18 protein-coding genes are annotated in these 17,188 nt (G+C 77.8%); 9 read left to right on the top strand and 9 right to left on the bottom strand.

Annotated features, from left to right (window positions below; all coding sequences use genetic code 11):
• Positions 1-22 precede the first annotated feature (22 nt).
• The 4 genes from ACYVO2_RS23880 to ACYVO2_RS23865 form a co-directional block, all read right to left on the bottom strand.
• Entirely contained in the window at positions 23-823 is an 801-nt protein-coding gene (locus tag ACYVO2_RS23880; protein ID WP_461010002.1) for a hypothetical protein, read from the bottom strand.
• A 214-nt stretch (positions 824-1,037) separates the two neighbouring features.
• Positions 1,038-1,868 carry a universal stress protein gene (locus tag ACYVO2_RS23875; protein ID WP_461010001.1) on the bottom strand — a complete coding sequence of 277 codons (831 nt, stop codon included), beginning with the start codon at positions 1,866-1,868 and terminating at the stop codon, positions 1,038-1,040.
• Between the two features lie 50 nt (positions 1,869-1,918).
• Positions 1,919-2,638 carry a hypothetical protein gene (locus tag ACYVO2_RS23870; RefSeq protein ID WP_461010000.1) on the bottom strand — a complete coding sequence of 240 codons (720 nt, stop codon included), beginning with the start codon at positions 2,636-2,638 and terminating at the stop codon, positions 1,919-1,921.
• Entirely contained in the window at positions 2,635-3,261 is a 627-nt protein-coding gene (locus ACYVO2_RS23865) for an RNA polymerase sigma factor (RefSeq protein ID WP_461009999.1), read from the bottom strand. Before ACYVO2_RS23865 ends, ACYVO2_RS23870 begins: the two co-directional genes overlap by 4 nt.
• 671 nt (positions 3,262-3,932) lie before the next feature.
• On the opposite strand from ACYVO2_RS23865, the gene ACYVO2_RS23860 reads away from it, so the two are divergent.
• From ACYVO2_RS23860 to ACYVO2_RS23845, 4 genes are all read left to right on the top strand, one after another.
• Positions 3,933-4,739: an SAM-dependent methyltransferase gene (locus ACYVO2_RS23860; RefSeq protein WP_461009998.1), complete on the top strand. Its 807-nt coding sequence runs from the start codon at positions 3,933-3,935 to the stop codon at positions 4,737-4,739.
• Between the two features lie 229 nt (positions 4,740-4,968).
• Positions 4,969-5,715: a (2Fe-2S)-binding protein gene (locus ACYVO2_RS23855; RefSeq protein WP_461009997.1), complete on the top strand. Its 747-nt coding sequence runs from the start codon at positions 4,969-4,971 to the stop codon at positions 5,713-5,715.
• Positions 5,716-5,802: 87 nt separating this feature from the next.
• Positions 5,803-7,017, top strand: a complete 1,215-nt coding sequence (gene cbiE, locus ACYVO2_RS23850) for a precorrin-6y C5,15-methyltransferase (decarboxylating) subunit CbiE (protein WP_461009996.1) — start codon at positions 5,803-5,805, stop codon at positions 7,015-7,017.
• Positions 7,018-7,141: 124 nt separating this feature from the next.
• Positions 7,142-7,444 carry a hypothetical protein gene (locus ACYVO2_RS23845; RefSeq protein WP_461009995.1) on the top strand — a complete coding sequence of 101 codons (303 nt, stop codon included), beginning with the start codon at positions 7,142-7,144 and terminating at the stop codon, positions 7,442-7,444.
• A gap of 87 nt (positions 7,445-7,531) precedes the next feature.
• On the opposite strand, the gene ACYVO2_RS23840 is transcribed toward ACYVO2_RS23845, so the two are convergent.
• Positions 7,532-8,647, bottom strand: a complete 1,116-nt coding sequence (locus ACYVO2_RS23840; protein WP_461009994.1) for a cobalt-precorrin-5B (C(1))-methyltransferase — start codon at positions 8,645-8,647, stop codon at positions 7,532-7,534.
• A 26-nt stretch (positions 8,648-8,673) separates the two neighbouring features.
• Between ACYVO2_RS23840 and ACYVO2_RS23835 the strand changes: the two genes are divergently transcribed.
• Positions 8,674-9,432, top strand: coding sequence for a cobalt-precorrin-6A reductase (locus ACYVO2_RS23835; RefSeq protein WP_461009993.1), 759 nt, complete (start codon positions 8,674-8,676; stop codon positions 9,430-9,432).
• A 45-nt stretch (positions 9,433-9,477) separates the two neighbouring features.
• Here ACYVO2_RS23835 and ACYVO2_RS23830 read toward each other — a convergent pair whose 3' ends face one another.
• Both ACYVO2_RS23830 and ACYVO2_RS23825 read right to left on the bottom strand, forming a co-directional pair.
• Positions 9,478-10,104 carry a precorrin-8X methylmutase gene (locus tag ACYVO2_RS23830; RefSeq protein ID WP_461009992.1) on the bottom strand — a complete coding sequence of 209 codons (627 nt, stop codon included), beginning with the start codon at positions 10,102-10,104 and terminating at the stop codon, positions 9,478-9,480.
• Between the two features lie 268 nt (positions 10,105-10,372).
• Entirely contained in the window at positions 10,373-10,864 is a 492-nt protein-coding gene (locus ACYVO2_RS23825; protein WP_461009991.1) for a nitroreductase family deazaflavin-dependent oxidoreductase, read from the bottom strand.
• Positions 10,865-11,003: 139 nt separating this feature from the next.
• Between ACYVO2_RS23825 and ACYVO2_RS23820 the strand changes: the two genes are divergently transcribed.
• The 3 genes from ACYVO2_RS23820 to ACYVO2_RS23810 all read left to right on the top strand — a co-directional run bounded on the left by ACYVO2_RS23820 (position 11,004) and on the right by ACYVO2_RS23810 (position 15,597).
• Positions 11,004-11,717 (top strand): TetR/AcrR family transcriptional regulator, encoded by a 714-nt coding sequence (locus ACYVO2_RS23820; RefSeq protein ID WP_461009990.1) that lies wholly within the window; start codon positions 11,004-11,006, stop codon positions 11,715-11,717.
• 422 nt (positions 11,718-12,139) lie between these two features.
• Complete coding sequence (locus tag ACYVO2_RS23815; RefSeq protein WP_461010016.1) at positions 12,140-13,804, top strand: ABC transporter ATP-binding protein; 1,665 nt, start codon at positions 12,140-12,142, stop codon at positions 13,802-13,804.
• Positions 13,801-15,597 carry an ABC transporter ATP-binding protein gene (locus ACYVO2_RS23810; RefSeq protein WP_461009989.1) on the top strand — a complete coding sequence of 599 codons (1,797 nt, stop codon included), beginning with the start codon at positions 13,801-13,803 and terminating at the stop codon, positions 15,595-15,597. The genes ACYVO2_RS23815 and ACYVO2_RS23810 overlap by 4 nt, the downstream gene beginning before the upstream one ends.
• 90 nt (positions 15,598-15,687) lie before the next feature.
• Here the strand turns inward: ACYVO2_RS23810 and ACYVO2_RS23805 are convergent, their stop codons facing one another.
• Positions 15,688-16,143 carry a MarR family winged helix-turn-helix transcriptional regulator gene (locus ACYVO2_RS23805; protein ID WP_461009988.1) on the bottom strand — a complete coding sequence of 152 codons (456 nt, stop codon included), beginning with the start codon at positions 16,141-16,143 and terminating at the stop codon, positions 15,688-15,690.
• A gap of 143 nt (positions 16,144-16,286) precedes the next feature.
• Here ACYVO2_RS23805 and ACYVO2_RS23800 point away from each other — a divergent pair, with 143 nt between their 5' ends.
• Positions 16,287-16,907, top strand: coding sequence for a LysE family translocator (locus ACYVO2_RS23800; RefSeq protein ID WP_461009987.1), 621 nt, complete (start codon positions 16,287-16,289; stop codon positions 16,905-16,907).
• 40 nt (positions 16,908-16,947) lie between these two features.
• Here the strand turns inward: ACYVO2_RS23800 and ACYVO2_RS23795 are convergent, their stop codons facing one another.
• The gene (locus tag ACYVO2_RS23795) at positions 16,948-17,169 is read right to left on the bottom strand and encodes an MbtH family protein (protein ID WP_461009986.1); all 222 of its coding nucleotides are present in this window, start codon (positions 17,167-17,169) and stop codon (positions 16,948-16,950) included.
• Positions 17,170-17,188: the final 19 nt, after the last annotated feature.

Raw genomic sequence — 17,188 nt, 5'->3', positions numbered from 1 at the left:
CCGCGGCGGGCGGGCCCGGGAGCTAGCCGGCCGCGGGAGCGCCGGGGTCGCCGGGAGGGAGGGTGCCCTCGCGGATCTCCCCCACCGGGATGCAGTTGTCCTCCGCCCCGGCCTCGCACAGCTCGGCGCCGGACAGGTCGGCGTCCTCGGAGGCGAGCTGCCAGGCGCGGGAGTAGTACGGGGTGTCCGCGCGCAGGGTGCCGAACAGGCCCACGCCGCCCTCGGCCCCGGAGTCGAGACCGGCCGCGGTCCAGTAGTCGCTGCCGCCGTCCATCACACCGCAACTGATCTTGTAGGTCTCCTTCCTGTCCTCCTCGCACCCGGGGTACCTGACGATCCAGTGGGAGGGGTGCGGCGCCTTGATGTCCCGGCCCGGCTCCGCCGCCTGCACCTTCACCACCAACTGGATGTACGTCAGGCCCGACGGCGCGGGTTCGTCGCCGTCCATGGGGACGCTCGGAGCGGTCTCCGCGTCCACGATCTGCACGGTGTGCGGGTAGTCGCCCTCCTTGACGTGCAGCACGGGCCCGCGCGCCTTCGGCCCTTCGGGCTCGGCGACCTCCGGGCCGCCCGCGGGCTCCTCGCCGCCGGACGTGAGGGGGTTGCCCTTCTCGTCCTGCCCGTCCCGCTCGTCCTGCCCGTCGCGCTGGCCCTGCTCCCCGTCCGCCCGGTCCTGCCGGGCCGTCTGCCGCTCCTCGGGCGAGCCGCCCGTCCCGGCGTCCTCGCCGCCCGAGTCGCCGCCGCACCCGGTGAGCACCGCCGCGCACAGCAGCGCCGCGGCGGCGAGCGCCGGCCGGGAGCGGGAACCGCGTGTCCTGGACATGTCCTGCGCCTTTCCCCCGTGTTCCACCCGTGGCCGCCCCGGTCCGGCCGGGACGGCGTCCTTGATCATAGGTGGACGTCGATCACTTGGTGGTGACGCGTTCCGCTTCCCCGCGGTTGCGGCGCCGGGCGGCCGTTCCCGCGCCGGTGCGCGTGCCGGCGCGCATGTCGTCGCCATGACAGCGGCGGTGTCCGGGGTCGCGCCGCCCCGCCCCTCACCCGTGCGGCACGACCGCGACCGGGCAGGCCGCGTGGTGGACGACGGCGTGGACGACCGGGCCGATCCGCGGCCCCAAGTGCCGGGAGCGGCGCCCGACCACCACCAGGTCCGCCCCCGTGGCGGCCCGCAGCAGCGCCGCCGACGCGCTGCCCAGCTCCACCTGCTCGATCACCGGCACCCCCGGGTACCCCTCCCGCCACGGCAGCAGCGCCTCCGCCAAGGCCTGCCGCTCGTTCGCGTCCAGCGCGCCCTGCTCGGTCAGCAGCCGCAGCGCCAGCGGGTCGTACCCCAGCACCGGCGGCAGGTTCCACGCCCGTACCGCCCGCACCGCGGCCCCGCGCGCCCGCGCGGCCTCGAACGCCCAGCCCAGCACGGGCCCGCCCGCCTCCCGCAGCTCGCCCACCCCGACCACGACCTCCTCCCCGGGCCGCTCCACCGCGGCCCGCTCCCCGGGGCGCACCAGCACCACCGGGCCGTGCGCCCTGGCCAGCACGTGCATGCCGACGGAGCCCAGCAGGAACCCGGTCACGGCCCCGAGCCCGCGCGAGCCCAGCACCAGCGTCCCGCCGCCCTCCGTGACCTCCGCGAGCACCCGCTCCGGCCGTCCCGCCGCCTGCCGAGTCCCGACCGGCAGACCCGGGTAGAGGCTGCGCAGCTCCCCGGCCGCCTGCGGCAGCGGGTCGCCGCCGGGCCCGGCGCCCTCCTCCGGCACGACGTGCAGCAGGCGCAGCGGCAGCCCGCGCCGCAGCGCCTCCCGGGCCGCCCAGTCCGCGGCGGCCAGGCTCTCGGGCGTTCCGTCGACGCCCGCGGTGACGGGTTCGGGCATGAGGACCTCCGGTGCCGGACGGCGTCCGCGCGGAGGACCGGGTACCCGGTTCAGCAGGGGCAGTCCGGCCGGGGCGGGCAGTTCGTGAGATCGGCGGCCAGGTGGGCGGACGGCCGCGGGATCGCGCCGAGGTACTCGTCCACCCCGTGCGCCTGGAGGCGGTCGAGGATCTCCGCCAGGCCCACGGGCAGGCGCGGCGGCTTGCCGCGGTGGCACCGCTCCAGCAGGTCGTCGCTGACCCGGGGCGGCAGCAGCGGCCGGTCCCCGCCGTCGCCGCCGGCCGCCTCGCCGCCCGGCGGGTCCAAGGCGCGGGCCTGGGCCCGCCAGTGGCCGGCGTCGCGGAACTCCGCGCGCCCGCGGTGGTACAGGTACAGGCAGTACGCCGCGGTGCGGCTGCCGCCTCCCGCGGCGAACTGCCACCAGAACCGCGTCGCCTCCCCGCGTCCGGCCAGGTGCAGCAGGCAGGCGAACACCAGGGCGCCCGCGGGCTCGGGGTGCCGGGTGTCCATCAGGCGGGCGAGGCTGCGCGCCGCCCCCGGGGCGCGGACCACCAGGGTGCAGGCCAGGCCCAGCTCGTGCCCGGCCCGCTCCTGGTCGGAGACGAAGGGGGACGGCGGGCGGGGCGCCAGCGGGCGGGCCAGGCGCCGGGCGAGGCGTTCCCGCGCCGCGGCCGCGTCGTGGTCGCGGTACTCCTCGGAGAGCACCTCCGCCTCCTCGAGCGCAGCCTCGATCCCGGCCCCGCCCGCCCGGCCGCCCCCGCGCACCCTCACCGCTCCTCCGTCCGCCCGCCGTCGCGCCCCGCCCCGGGGCGCCCGTCCGGCTCGCCGTCCCGCCAGGCCACGCCCAGCTCCTTCGACAGCCGCCGCTTGGCCCACCGCGCGTGCGAGCGGACCGTGTTCTCCTGGATGCCGAGGAACCAGGCCACCTTCGGATCGGAGTAGCCCAGCACATAGCGGAGCACGATCACGTCGTACTGGCGCTCGGGGAGCCGGGAGATCGCCGAGTACAGGCCAATCCGGCTCTCCAGGACCGCGAACCGCTCCCGGGAGACGTCCAGCATCCGGGAGACGGCGGCGGCGAACGCGGCGGTCTCCACCATCGCCGACGGGCGCCCGCGCGCCTGAAGCCACTCGGCGACGTGCTCCTTGAGCACGCCCCACGCGTACGCCTGCATGGCCTCCTGGCCGAGCACGTGCGTCCAGTTCTCGGCGAGCCGCGCGGCGGCGGCCTCCACGACGTGCTCCGCGGCGGAGCGGTCGCCGACCTGGAGGTGGGCGAAGCGCAGCCAGGCCCGGTGGTGGGCGTCGTGGAACGCCTCGAAGGTCAGGGACAGGCGCCGGTCGGGGACGCGCACCGGCACCGCCCGGTCCCCGGTGCGCCGGGCGTCCGTCACGGGGTGCGCCTCCCGCCGGGCCGGCCCGGGGCCGCCGCACCCGTCGTGCCGTCGTCGCGCGCCGGCGCGGGCGCCGGACGGGCCGCCGCGCCTCGCGCGCCGGGGCCGGCCTGCGGTATGGCGCCGCCGGAGGCGCGCCGGGCGACCGCGGGCGCCGCCAGGGTGATGGGTGCGTTGTCCACCGGGCTGTCGTCCTCGGGGTCGGGCACCGCCCCCTGGCGCCGTGGTGGGGCGCCGGGAGGGTGCGGGAGCCGTATGTGCGTCACCTGTCACCCAACCGGACAAAGGGGGCCGTCGTGCAACGTGCACTCGATGAATTATTCCGTACCGTAATGGAGTGATTACCGTACTGGTGGTTCCGGGTCCGGTACGAGGGCCCGGTGCGGCGAGGTGAGCCGGGCCCGGCACGGGAGTCCGGCCGGGCGGCGGCACGGGCCGGACGCGGTGGTCCGGAGCGGTGGTTCGGAGCGGTGGTTCCGGGCGCGGCGGGGTGCGGGACGGCGGTGCGGTTCGGGGCGGTCCGGCGGCGGGCGGCGCGGGGGCGTGCGGGCGCCGTGCGGCCCGCTCCGGCGCGGGGCGAGGGGGTTGGGCGCGGCGGGCGGTGGGCAGGCACCCCGGCGGACCGGGGGGCGCGCCGCGGCGGCGCGACGGGACGAGGGGGGAGTCGGCACATGGGCACGGACGACAGCGCGGTGGAGCTGGACCTCGACCGGCCGCACCCCGCGCGCATGTACGACCACTGCCTCGGCGGCACCACCAACTTCCCCGCCGACCGGGAGGCCGTCGCCAAGGTCCTCGCGGTCTTCCCCGCCGCCCCCGTCGCCGCCCGCCTCAACCGGGCCTTCATGCACCGCGCCACCCGGCACCTCGCCGGCGGAGGCATCCGGCAGTTCCTCGACATCGGCACCGGCATCCCCACCTCGCCCAACCTCCACGAGGTCGCCCAGGCCGTCGCCCCGGCGTGCCGCGTCGTCTACACCGACAACGACCCCATCGTCCTGGCCCACGCCCGGGCCCTGCTCCGCAGCCACCCCGAGGGGCGCACCGCCTACGCCGAGGCCGACGTCCGCGACCCGGCCGCGGTCCTCGCCACCCCGCGGGTGCGCGACACCCTGGACCTCGGCGAGCCCGTCGCGCTCAGCCTCAACGCCCTGCTGCACTTCGTCCCCGAGGACGCCCACGAGATCGTCGAGCACCTCAAGGCCGCCCTTGCCCCCGGCAGCGCCCTGACCATCACCCACGCCACCTGCGACTTCGCCCCCGAGGCCATGGCCCGCGTCGCCGCCGTCTACCGGGCCGACGCGGGCACGCCGCTGCGCTTCCGCACCAAGCGGGAGGTCGCCCGCTTCTTCGACGGCTGGCGGCTGACCGCCCCCGGCGTCACCCTCTCCCACCGCTGGCGCCCCGACGACCCCCGCGACGCCGCCGTCACCGACACGGAGGCCGCCTGCTACGCGGCCGTGGCCGTGAAGCCGTGAGGCGGCGCCGGGAAAACCGGCCACGTTCCTTCCGTTCGACCTCTGGCGGTCGCGCGCACGCTCGGTGATGCTGGCCACATGAGACCGCGGCACCCCTCTTTCGTGCCCGGCGGACGGGACCCTGCCCTACGCCTCCCGGTGTGAACGGTCCCGCCCGCCGGGTGCCCGGGGAGCCGCGCGGCGTAGGCTCGGGCGGGCAGCCGCGCCGAAGGAGGAAGGCCCGCCAGTCGTGACGACCTCCATGGCCGCCGCCCTCGAGGCGGCCGCGGCCGCCGGGCCGTTCTTCGCCGTCCGCGCGGCCCCGCCCGGCGCGGGCCGCGGCCTCCGGCCGTTCGCCGAGGACCACCGGCACCCCGGCAGGCTCGCCCGGCACATCGCGTCCGTAGGCGCCCGACTGCGCCACGACGAGACCCGGGTCGCCGCGTCCGTCGCCTTCCAGGGCCTGGCCGGGCGCCTGTGGTCGGTCGCCCTCGGCCCCGCCGCCCTCACCGGCCTGGTGCCCGACCTCGACCCCGCCCGCCTGCACTGGGACCCGGACGGCGCCGCCCCCGACGACCTGTGGCTGCCCCGGCCCGCCGCACGGCCCGGGGCGCCGGGCGGCACCGCCGCCGCCCTGCGCGCCGCCGTCCTCGACGCCCACCTGCTGCCGCTGCACCGCGCCGTCCGGCAGGTCTGCCCCGTCGCGCCCGGTCTGCTGTGGGGCAACGCCGCGTCCGCGCTCGTCGGCAGCGCCTGGGTGCTGGGCGGCTGGTGCCGCGGGACGGGCCGCCCGCGGGCCGCCGACCGCGCCGTCGCGCTCACCCGCGCCCTCCTCGCCGAACCCGAGCTGCGCGGCACCGGCGCGCTGCTGCCCGGCCCCGTCTTCCGCCGCCGGAGCTGCTGCCTGTACTACCGGGTGCCGGGCGGCGCCCTGTGCGGCGACTGCGGCCTGCGCCGCGACCGGCCCGAGGGCCGCGCACGGCGCGCCGTTGAGTAGAGTGCGCCGGTCCGTGCACTGCCGCCCCGCCGCCCCACCCCGAGGTGCCCCGTGAGCTCCGCCCCGCCGCCAGGTGACGCCGCCCCCGTGACCGTCGTCGGGATCGGGGCCGACGGCTGGACCGGCCTGACGGCCGCCGCGCAGACGCGTCTGCTCCGGGCCGAGGTGGTGCTCGGCGGCCCCCGCCAGCTCGCCCTGCTCCCGGCGTCGTGCACCGCCGAGCGCGTCGCGTGGCCCTCCCCGCTGCGCCCCGCCCTGCCCGGGCTGCTCGCCGCCCACGCCGGGCGGCGCCTGGCCGTGCTGGCCAGCGGCGACCCCATGTTCCACGGCATCGGGCGGGCGCTGGCCGAGGAGCTGGGGGCCGACCGGCTGCGGGTGCTGCCCCACCCCTCGTCCGTCTCCCACGCCTGCGCCCGGCTGGGCTGGCCGCTGGAGGACACCGAGGTGGTCAGCCTGGTGGGGCGGCCGGTGCCCACGCTCGCCGCCGCGCTGCACGACCGGCGGCGCCTGCTCGTCCTCAGCTCGGGAGCCGCCACCCCGGGCCAGGTCGCCGAGCTGCTGCGCGACCGCGGCTTCGGGCCCAGCCGGATGCGGGTGTACGAGCAGCTCGGCTCGGACCGCGAGCGCTGCCTGACCGGCGCCGCCGACACCTGGGACCACCCGCCGGGCGACCCGCTCAACGTGGTGGCCGTGGAGTGCCGCGCCGCCCCCGGCGCCGCGCGCCTGCCCGCCGTGCCCGGGCTGCCCGACGAGGCGTACGAGCACGACGGGCAACTGACCAAGCGCCATGTGCGCGCGGCGACCCTGGCCGCGCTCGCGCCCGCGCCGGGCGAGCTGCTGTGGGACGTCGGTGGCGGCTCGGGCAGCGTCGCCGTGGAGTGGATGCGCGCCCACCGCTCCTGCCGCGCGGTGTCCGTCGAACGCGACCCGCAGCGCGCCGCGCGCATCGTCCGCAACGCCGCCGCGCTGGGCGTGCCCGGTCTGCGCGTGGTCACCGGGTCCGCGCCCGGGGCCCTGGCCGGGCTCCCGGCGCCGGACGCGGTGTTCGTCGGCGGCGGCCTCACCGAGCCGGGCCTGCTGTCCGCCTGCTGGGACGCCCTGCCGCCCGGGGGCCGTCTGGTGGCGAACACGGTGACCCTGGAGTCCGAGGCGCTGCTCGCCCGCTGGCACGCCGCCCACGGGGGAGAGCTGGTGCGGATCGCGGTGGCCAGGGCCGTGCCGGTGGGGGAGTTCACCGGGTGGCGGCAGGCGATGCCGGTGACGCAGTGGGCGGTGGCCAAGCCGGACGGCGCGGCGGGGTGACCCGGTCCGGCCGCCCCCGGGCCCGGGGGTCACTCACATGGCGTAGCCCAGGTCGCCGCCCCCGCCCCTCCGGCCTAGCGTCGCCAGCAAAGACGCGACCAGCGCACCGGAAGGAGTGCCGACCATGTCGATTCTGGCAGTCCACTACAGCCCCGACTGGAACCAGGAGCTCTACCAGGCGTGCCTGGACCGGGTCATACCGGATCCCGACACCCCGCCGACCGGGCTCATCGCCCACTACGCCGCGCCCCGGGAGGACGGCGGCTGGCAGGTGATCGACGTCTGGGAGTCCGCGGACCTGCACCAGCGCTTCCTGCGCGAGAAGGTGATCCCCGCCGCCCAGGACATTGGCGCGCCGCCCTTCGACACGAAGGTCACCGAGCTGTACAACGCGCTGGTGCCCGCCCGCCGCCCCCACCCGGCCTGAGGCGCGCGCACCCTCGGGGACAGCGGGGCCGCCGCGTCCCGTTGCCCCCTCCCGCGGACGGCACCGTCCGCCGCCGGACGGCACCGTCTACCGATTCACGACCCCGCCGGGACCCCGCGGCGCGGCCCGCCCCACCACCGCGCCCGCACGGTCCACGCACAGCACGTCCACCGCCACCGGCGCCCCCCGCAGCACCCCGAGCGCCGTCCCGCGGGCCGCCTCGGCGACCAGGTCACCCAGCGGCACCCCCCTGGCCGCGCACAGGTGTACGGTCTCCAGGCCGGTGTTGGCCGAGGCCACGGCCGCGGCGAGCTCCTCGTCCGCGCCGCCGCGCCTGGCCAGGTCGGCGAGCAGGCCCCGATCCACCTGGGAGCGTGAGGAGTGCAGGTCGAGATGGCCCGCCGCCAGCTTGGACAGCTTGGCGAAGCCCCCGGCCACGGTCAGCCGGGGCACCGGGTGGCGGCGCAGGTACTTCAGCACCGCCCCGGCGAAGTCCCCCATGTCCAGCAGGGCGTCCTCCGGCAGCCCGTGCAGGCGGGCGGCCACCCGCTCGGAGGTGGCACCGGTGCAGCCCGCGACATGGGTGCGCCCGGCCGCCCGCGCCACGTCCACGCCGCGCCGGATGCTGTCGATCCACGCCGAGCACGAGTACGGCACCACCACACCCGTAGTGCCCAGGATCGACAGGCCGCCGAGTATGCCCAGGCGCGGGTTCCAGGTGCGGCGGGCGAGCTCCTCGCCGCCGTCCACCGCGATCTCCACCTCCACGTCGCCCGTGCCGCCGAGCCGCGCCGCCACCTCGGCGACGGCCTGCCGCACCATCGACCGGGGCACCGGGTTGATCGCGGGCTCGCCGACCGCCAGCGGCAGCCCCGGCCGGGTGACGGTGCCCACGCCGGGGCCCGCCCGGAACACCACGCCCGCCCCCGGCGCCGCGGGCCGCACCGTGGCCCGCACCAACGCGCCGTGGGTGACGTCCGGGTCGTCGCCCGCGTCCTTGACCACCCCGGCCATCGCCCAGTTCTCCCCGCGCTCCTCCACGGCCAGGGCGAACGCCGGGCGCTGCCCCTTCGGCAGGGTGATCACCACCGGGTCGGGGAAGTCCCCGCCGAGCAGCGCCGTGCAGGCGGCCTTCGCCGCGGCGGTCGCGCAGGCGCCCGTGGTCCAGCCGTACCGCAGCCCGCGCCGCGCGTCCTCAGCCACCGCACGCCCCCGCGGGAGCGTGCCCGGTGAGGGCCCCGCACGTGCTGGTGCTCGGCGGCACCGCGCAGGGCCGCCGCCTCGCGGACGAGCTCGCCGCGGGCGCCGCGGGCCCGGTGCGCGTCACCACCTCGCTCGCCGGGCGGGTCGCCCGGCCCCGGCTGCCCGCGGGCGAGGTGCGCACCGGCGGGTTCGGGGGAGCCGAGGGCCTGGCCCGCTGGCTGCGCGAGCACCAGGCGGACGCGCTCATCGACGCCACCCATCCCTTCGCCGAGGTGATCAGCCGCAACGCGGCCCTCGCCGCGTCGTCGGTCCATGTTCCCCTACTCGCCCTGCGCCGCCCCGGCTGGGTGCCGGGCGAGGACGACCGGTGGCACCCGGTGGCCTCGGCCGATGCCGCGGCCGCACTGCTGCCCTCGCTGGGGGAGCGGGTGTTCCTCACCACGGGACGGCTCGGCCTGGCCGCTTTCGCGGGCCTGGACCGGCAGTGGTTCCTGGTGCGCAGCGTGGAGCCGCCCGAGCCGCCGGTGCCGCCGCGCACCCGGGTGCTGCTCGCGCGGGGCCCGTTCACCGTGGAGGGCGAGGCGGAGCTGCTGCGCAGGCACCGCATCGAGGTGCTGGTGACCAAGGACAGCGGCGGCGCGGCCACCGCCGCGAAGCTGACCGCCGCCCGCGCCGCGGGCCTGCCCGTCGTGGTGATCCGCCGCCCGCCCGCGCCCCCGGGCACCGCGGTGACCCCGGACGTGGCGGGCGCGGTGGCGTGGCTGCGCGCGCTGCTGGGACGCTGACCCGCCCGCACGCGGGCCGGCAGGAGTCCCCGGCCCCCGCCGGGCTCACTCCTGCTCGCTCGCCAGGGCGTTCACGGCCGCCGCGGCCAGGGCGCTGCCGCCGCGGCGGCCGTGGACCACCAGGTGCTCCAGGCGCGCCGGGTGGGCGGCCAGGGCCTGCTTGGACTCGGCGGCGCCGACGAAGCCCACCGGCACGCCGACCACCGCGGCCGGCCGGGGCCCGCCCTCCGCGACCAGCTCCAGCAGCCGGAACAGGGCGGTGGGCGCGTTGCCGACGGCCACCACCGCGCCGTCGAGCCGGTCCCGCCACAGTTCGAGCGCGGCGGCGCTGCGGGTGGTGCCCAGGCGCCGGGCCAGGTCGGGCACCCGCGGGTCGGACAGCGTGCACACCACCTCGTTGCCGGCGGGCAGCCGGGAGCGGGTGACGCCGCTGGCGACCATCGCCACGTCGCACAGCACCGGCGCGCCCGCGCGCAGCGCCTCCCCGGCGCGGGCCACCACCTCGGGCGACCAGGCCAGGTCGCGGACGAGGTCCACCATCCCGCAGGCGTGGATCATCCGCACGGCGACGCGGGCGACGTCCGGGGGCAGCCCGCCCAGGTCGGCCTCGGCGCGGATGGTGGCGAAGGACCTGCGGTAGATCTCCGCCCCGTCCTTGACGTACTCGAACACGTGGGTCCCTCATGGGTCGCTGGCTGCCTCGCCGCCGACCGCGTCCACCGCGCCCGGCCCGGGCGGCGAGCATAGCGAGGGGCCCCGGTCCCTTCGTCGAGGCCCCAGGCGGTGTCCGACAATCCCCGCCGGGCGCGCGACGCCTGGCACGGCGCCTCGCCGCGTTGTCGGATCACCCGAGTACGCCCAGTACGCGGGAGATCCTCCGCCTTGCGAGGCACCGCACCAGACGCCGCGCGCTGATCCGACGCGGATTGTCGGACACCGCCTAGCCGTCGGTGCGGGTGGCGGTGACGGTGATCCGGAACACCGGGTGCCGCGGGGCGACGCGGCGCAGCTCCTCGTCGGACGAGGTGGGGCCGACGCCGTCGAAGAAGGCGCCGACCTCGGCCTTCCAGCGCTGGAGGTAGGCGCGCAGCAGCTCGGGCTTGTCGTCGTCGGCGACCTCCCGCGCGGTGAAGACCTCCACCCGCTTGCCGAGGCTCAGCTCGCCGCCGCCCGCGGCCCGCATGTTGTGCGTCCACTGGACGTGGCCGCGCGGGGCGAGGAGGTAGTGCTGCCCGTCCACCGTGAGCAGGTTGACCGGGGTGCGGCGCCACTGGCCGCTGCTGCGCCCGCGCACGGCAAGGATGCGGGAGCCCCGCAGGCTGATGCCCCGGCGGGTGACCCAGGCCATGGACCGGTTGACGACGTTGACCATGACCCAGTTGGGCTTGATCGCGTGCTGGGTGGACTCGTTCCGCTCGTTCGGCTTGCTCATGGGAGGCTCCCCGTCGTGGTGGAGCAGTGTGTGAGCACTGCTCTCGTTGTGGAGCGATGGTGACACGGAACGGCGCTCCGCGGCAAGAGCAGTGCTCTTGTTTTTGGTCATTGCTCTGATCGGTGGCAGACTGCCGCCCATGGCAACGATCCGAGGAGCAAGGGAACGGGCCCGCATCGAGGTGACGGGGGCCATCAAGGAGGAGGCCCGGCGGCGGCTCGCCGCCGACGGGGCGGCCAAGCTGTCCCTGCGCGCCGTCGCCCGGGAGCTGGGCATGGTCTCGTCGGCGCTCTACCGCTACTTCCCCAGCCGCGACGACCTGCTGACCGCGCTCATCGTGGACGCCTTCGACGCCGTGGGCGAAGCCGCCGAGCGGGCCGCCCGGGCGTCGTCCGGCGCGGCCCCCGCCGCCCGCTTCGGCGCGGTGTGCTCCGCCGTGCGGAGCTGGGCGCTGGCCCACCCCCACGAGTACGCCCTCATCTACGGCTCGCCCGTGCCCGGCTACTCCGCGCCCCTGGACACCGTCGGACCGGCGTCCCGGGTGGGCCTCGCCCTGATCGGCGTGGTGCGGGACGCCCACCGCGACGGGGAGCTGCGGGTCCCGGACGGGCCGGTGCCGGCCGGGGCGCTGCACGAGGACGTCGTGCGGCTCGCGGACGAGGGCGACCCCGCCCTGCCGCCCGCGGCGACGATCGCGCTGGTAGCGGCGTGGGCGCAACTGTTCGGCCTCGTCGGCTTCGAGGTGTTCGGGCAGTTCAACAGGGTGGTGGAGGCCGGGGACGCGTTCTTCGCCGACGCGGTGTCCCGCCTGGCGGCCGGCGTGGGGCTGGCGGCGGACGACGGCCGGGGGTGAGGGCGCGGGAGGGCACGGGCTCGACGGCGGTGGGGCTGACGGGTGGTGGCCTGACGGGCGGTGGGCTGACGTGCCGCCGGTTCCGCGGCGGCCCGGCCGGTTCGCCGGGCGTGTCCGCCGCCCCGCGCGCCCGTCGCCGAGCCGTGCGCTCCGCCGCCGTCCGCACCCGCCGCCCCGGCGGAGACCGGCTTAGTCTAGCCTTACCTAAGTTCCGTGCAGTCGCCTGAGGCGCCGAGGGCGCAGGGACCGGAGGATCGAACGTGGGCAGTGGGGGGACGCGGGTCTCCCGGGAGCACCGGGATCCCGAGGAGCGCGCCGAGCCGTCACCGCGGGACCGGCCCGGCGAACCGCAGGGCCGGCCCGGCGAACCGGTGGACGCCGCACCGGACGAGCGGGCCGCGCTCCCGGCGACCGGCCCCGCCCTGCTCGCGGGCGCCGTCAGGGGCCAGTGGCGCCCGCTCGCCGCGGGCGCCGGGCTCGCCGGGGGGCACCAGGCGGCCGAGGCCCTCGTCCCCGTCCTGGTCGGCGTCGTCATCGACCAGGCCGTCGCCACCGGGGACGGGCAGCGGCTGCTCACCTGGATCGCGGTCCTCGGGGCGCTGTTCGTCGTCCTGTCGTTCTCCTTCCGGTACGGCATCAGGTTCGGGGAGCAGGCGGCCGAGCGGGCCGGGCACACCGTGCGGATACGCCTGACCCGGCGGGTGCTGCACGCCCGCGGCGGCGCCGAAGCCGGGCGGCTGCCCGGGGCGCTGGCCAACATCGCCACCGAGGACGCCCGCCGCGTCGGCCGCGCCACCATGGCCGTGCCGGCCGCCGTCGCCGCCCTGACCGGCCTGCTGGTCGGCGCCGTCGCCCTGCTGCGGGTGTCGCTGCCGCTCGGGCTGCTGGTCCTGCTCGGCGTCCCGCTGATGCTGTGGCTCACCCACCTGCTGGGCCGCCCGCTGGAGCGGCGCAGCGCCGCCGAGCAGGAGCGCGCCGCGCACGCCTCGGGCGTGGCCGCCGACCTGGTGGCGGGCCTGCGGGTGCTCAAGGGCCTGGGCGCGGAGCCCGCCGCCGTCGCCCGCTACCGCCGCACCAGCCAGGACGCCCTGGCGGCCACGCTGCGCTCGTCCCGCGCCGAGGCCGGGCACGACGGCGCGGTGCTGTTCATGACCGGGCTGGTCATCGCCGCCGTGGCGCTGGTCGGCGGCCGGCTCGCCGCCGAAGGCGACATCAGCGTCGGCGAACTGGTCGCCGCGGTGGGCCTGGCGCAGTTCCTGATCTCCCCGCTGCGGGTGCTGTCCTGGTGCAACACCGAGCTGGCCGCCGGGCGGGCCTCGGCGGCCCGGATCGCCTCCGTGCTCGCCGCGCCCTGGGCGGTGGACGGCGGCCGGGCCGCGCCGCGGCCGCCCGTGCGCGGCCGGCTGCGGCTGCGCGAGGTCACCCGCGGGCAACTGCGCCGGGTGGACTTCGAGGCCGCCCCGGGCGAGCTGATCGGCGTGGTGGCCACCGACCCGGCGGCGGCCAAGGACCTGCTGCGCTGCCTGGCCAGGGAGGCCGACCCGGAGGAGGGGGCGGTGGAGCTGGACGGCACGCCCCTGTCCGGGCTCGACCCGCTGGCCGTGCGCGAAGCCGTCCTGGTGGCGGCGCACGACGCCGACCTGTTCGAGGGCACCGTGCACGAGAACATCACCGGCACCGCCCGCCCCGGCGTGGACCTCGCCGCGGTGCTGGCCGCTTCGGGCGCCGACGAGGTGTGCCGGGTCCTGCCGGACGGCGCGGACACCCTGGTCTCCGAGCGCGGCCGGTCCCTGTCGGGCGGCCAGCGGCAGCGGGTCGCCCTCGCCCGCGCGCTCGCCGCCGACCCGCCCGTGCTGGTCCTGCACGACCCCACCACCGCCGTGGACGCCGTCACCGAGGCCCGCATCGCCGCCCGGCTGCGCGGGGTGCGCCGGGACCGCACCACGGTGCTGGTCACCAGCAGCCCCGCCCTGCTCGCGGTGACCGACCGCGTGGTGCTGCTCGACGGCGGCACGGTCGCCGACGTCGCCCCCCACACCGAGCTGGTGGCCCGCCACCACGACTACCGGACGGCGGTCCTGGCATGACGGACACCTCCACGGCGCACCCGGCGCGGGAGCCGGGCACCGGCGAGCCGGAGCGCGCCCTGCTGCCCACCGCCACCCCCGCCCGGGCCCGCGCCGCCGTCGTCGAGCTGCTGCGCCCGCACCGCGGCCTGGCCGCCGCCGCGTTCGGCGTCATGGTGGCCGCCACCGCCACCGGCATGCTGGTCGCCCCGCTGCTCGGCCGCGTCGTGGACGCCGCCGCCGAGGGGGCGACCGGCGACATCGCGGGCCTGGCCGCCGCGCTGGCCGCCGTCGCCGTGGTGCAGGGCGCGGCCACCGTGCTCGGCCTGGCCCTGGTGGCCCGGCTCGGCGAGGGCATGCTCGCCCGGCTGCGGGAACGATTCATCGCCCGTGCCCTGCACCTTCCGCTGCACCAGGTGGAGCGCGCCGGATCCGGCGACCTCACCTCGCGGGTCACCGGGGACGTGGCCCTGATCGCGGCGGCCGTCCGCAACGCCCTGCCGGAGCTGGCCCGCTCCCTGCTCACCATCCTGCTGACCCTGGCGGGCCTCGCGGTGCTCGACTGGCGGTTCCTGCTCGCGGCCCTGCTGGCCCTGCCGGTGCAACTGCACACCGCGCGCTGGTACGTGCGCCGCGCCGGGCCGCTGTACGCCCGTCAGCGGGTGGCCACCGGCGCCCAGCAGCAGCAGCTCCTGGACACCGTGGGCGGCGCCGCCACCGTGCGGGCGTTCCGGCTCGCCGACCGGCACACCGCGCGGGTGGCCGAGCGGTCCTCGGCCGCGGTGGAGCTGGCGCTCGCCGGGATCCGCCTGGTGCTGCGGTTCTACTCCCGGCTGCACATCGCCGAGTTCACCGGGCTCACCGCCGTCCTGGTCACCGGGTACCTGCTGGTGCGCGACGGCTCGGCCTCCCTGGGCACCGCGACCGCCGCCGCGCTGTACTTCCACAGCCTGTTCGGCCCGGTCAACGCCGCGCTGTCGCTGCTGGACGACGCCCAGACCGCGACGGCGGGCCTGGCCCGCCTGGTGGGCGTCGCCGACCTGGCCCCGCCCGCCGAGCCGGAGCGGCCCGCGGCGCCCGATGACGCCTCCGTCGAGGTGGTGGACCTCGGCCACGCCTACGTGCCCGGCCACGAGGTGCTGAGCGACGTGCGGCTGCGCATCGCGCCCGGCGAGAAGGTGGCGCTGGTCGGCGGCAGCGGCGCGGGCAAGACCACCCTGGCGAAGCTGATCGCGGGCGTGCAGGAGCCCACCCGGGGCACCGTGCTGCTCGGCGGCCGCGAGCCCGCCGCGCTCGGCCCCTCGGCCACCCGGCGCACCGTCGCCCTGATCACCCAGGAGGTGCACGTCTTCGCCGGCCCGCTCGCCGACGACCTGCGGCTCGCCCGCCCCGAGGCGTCCGACGACGAGCTGCGGGCCGCCCTGGACCGGGTGGGCGCGCTGGAGTGGGCGCTCGAGCTGCCCGAGGGCCTGGCGACCGTGGTCGGCGACGGCGGCCACCGTCTGACGGTGGCCCAGGCCCAGCAGCTCGCCCTGGCCCGGCTGGTGCTGGCCGACCCGCCGGTCGCCATCCTGGACGAGGCGACCGCGGAGGCGGGCAGCGCGGGCGCGCGGGTGCTGGAGCGGGCGGCCACCGCCGCCCTCGAGGGCCGCACCGCCCTGATCGTCGCCCACCGGCTCACCCAGGCCGTCACCGCCGACCGGGTGGTGGTCCTGGACGAGGGCCGCGTGGTCGAGACGGGCACCCACGACGACCTGGTGGCCGCGGGCGGCCGCTACGCGACCCTGTGGGGGGCGTGGTCGGCGCAGCGGTGAACCTGCCGCCCCGCCCGCCCGTCGCCCCGCCCGCCCACCCGTCGCCCCGCCCGCCACCCCAGTGGCGGGCGATGCGACGGGTGGGAGCGTTCAGTGGCGCGTCAGATGCTCGTGCACCCGCCCCAGCAGCTCCGTCAACTGCTCCCGCTCCCCGGGGGACAGCGGGGCGAGCAGCTCGTCCTGGGCCCTGGCCACGGCCTCGCCGATGCGGTGCAACTGCTCCTGCCCGGCGGCGGTGATGCTGATGACGTTGCGGCGCCGGTCGGACGGGTCGGGGGAGCGCACGGCCAGGCCCGCGGCGGCCAGCTCGTTGACGGCCTCCACCACGTAGGAGCGGTCGATCCCGCACCTGCGGCCGAGGGCGGCCTGGCTGGACGGGCCGAACTCCGCCAGGGCCGAGAGCAGCGCGTAGTGGTAGCGGCGCGCCCCGGTGGCGGCGAACGCCTCGCCGGAGAGCCGGGAGGCGTGCGTGGCGGTGTGGGTGATCAGCCAGCTCGGGGTGGTCCGCAGCCGGGTGGGCGGGCGGTACTCGTCGGTCGTCTCCATGGGCGGATTCTAGCGAGACCGTTGGTGTGGCCTACAAAAGCGGGCGGTGCGCCGCCCCGAGGCGGGCCCCCGCCCGGCCGGGCGGGGAAGGGGACGGCGGTAATCCGGTGGCAGGAGGCCGCGGCCGGTTCCAGGATGGGCCAATGCTGCACACCTTTCTCGCCTTCATCGGCGCCTGCACCCTGGTCGCCGCGTCCCCCGGGCCCAGCACCGTCCTGATCATCCGGCACTCCCTGCACAGCAGGAGGAACGGGTTCGCCGCGGTGCTCGGCAACGAGACCGGGGTGTTCGTCTGGGGCTTGGTCGCCGCCTTCGGCCTCACCGGCCTGCTGGCCGCCTCCGAGGTCGCCTACGACGTGATGCGCTACGTCGGCGCCGTCGTCCTCGTCGTCTTCGGCGTGCAGGCGCTGCGCGCCGCCAGGCGCGGCGGCGCCGAGGCCGTCGCGGCCGAGCAGCCCGGGCCCGGCGGCGGATGGCGGTCCTACCGGTCCGCGCTCGCGGTCAACCTCGCCAACCCCAAGGCGGCCGTGTTCGCGATGTCGTTCCTGCCGCAGTTCGTGCCCTCGGGCGCCCCGCAACTGCCCACCATGGTGCTGCTGGCCGCCGTGTGGGCGGTGTACGAGGTCGGCTACTACGGCTGCTACGTGTGGTTCGTCGGCCGGATGCGCGCGGTGCTGAGCCGCGCCTCGGTGCGCCGCAGGATGGAGCAGGTCTCCGGCGGGGTGCTGGTGGCCCTCGGCGTCCGGATGGCCGTCCAGGGCTGAGCCCGGGGGCGGGCCCGCGGGCCCGCCCCCCCGGCGGCGGCTACTTCGCGGCCCCGCCGTCCATGGCCAGGCGCAGGCTCTTGGGCCGCAGGTCGGTCCAGTGCTCCTCGACGTACTCCAGGCACGCCTCACGGGGCGCCTCGCCGAACGCCACCGTCCAGCCCGCGGGCACCTCGGCGAACGCGGGCCACAGGGAGTGCTGGTCCTCGTCGTTGACCAGCACCAGGTAGGCGGCGTCCTTGTCCTCGAACGGGTTCGTCATGGGTCGGTCCTCTTCCTCG

The organism is Streptomyces capparidis, from assembly GCF_054782095.1.
The sequence above is the reverse complement of the archived record's forward strand: the minus strand, read 5'-3'. Positions and strand labels throughout refer to the sequence as shown.

What these genes read in the sequence shown, in the direction of transcription:
- ACYVO2_RS23880 (WP_461010002.1), bottom strand. Translation starts at nt 823, where the DNA reads ATGTCCAGGACACGCGGTTCCCGCTCCCGGCCGGCGCTCGCCGCCGCG.
- ACYVO2_RS23875 (WP_461010001.1), bottom strand. Translation starts at nt 1,868, where the DNA reads ATGCCCGAACCCGTCACCGCGGGCGTCGACGGAACGCCCGAGAGCCTG.
- ACYVO2_RS23860 (WP_461009998.1), top strand. Translation starts at nt 3,933, where the DNA reads ATGGGCACGGACGACAGCGCGGTGGAGCTGGACCTCGACCGGCCGCAC.
- ACYVO2_RS23845 (WP_461009995.1), top strand. Translation starts at nt 7,142, where the DNA reads ATGTCGATTCTGGCAGTCCACTACAGCCCCGACTGGAACCAGGAGCTC.
- ACYVO2_RS23825 (WP_461009991.1), bottom strand. Translation starts at nt 10,864, where the DNA reads ATGAGCAAGCCGAACGAGCGGAACGAGTCCACCCAGCACGCGATCAAG.
- ACYVO2_RS23820 (WP_461009990.1), top strand. Translation starts at nt 11,004, where the DNA reads ATGGCAACGATCCGAGGAGCAAGGGAACGGGCCCGCATCGAGGTGACG.
- ACYVO2_RS23810 (WP_461009989.1), top strand. Translation starts at nt 13,801, where the DNA reads ATGACGGACACCTCCACGGCGCACCCGGCGCGGGAGCCGGGCACCGGC.
- ACYVO2_RS23805 (WP_461009988.1), bottom strand. Translation starts at nt 16,143, where the DNA reads ATGGAGACGACCGACGAGTACCGCCCGCCCACCCGGCTGCGGACCACC.
- ACYVO2_RS23800 (WP_461009987.1), top strand. Translation starts at nt 16,287, where the DNA reads ATGCTGCACACCTTTCTCGCCTTCATCGGCGCCTGCACCCTGGTCGCC.
- ACYVO2_RS23795 (WP_461009986.1), bottom strand. Translation starts at nt 17,169, where the DNA reads ATGACGAACCCGTTCGAGGACAAGGACGCCGCCTACCTGGTGCTGGTC.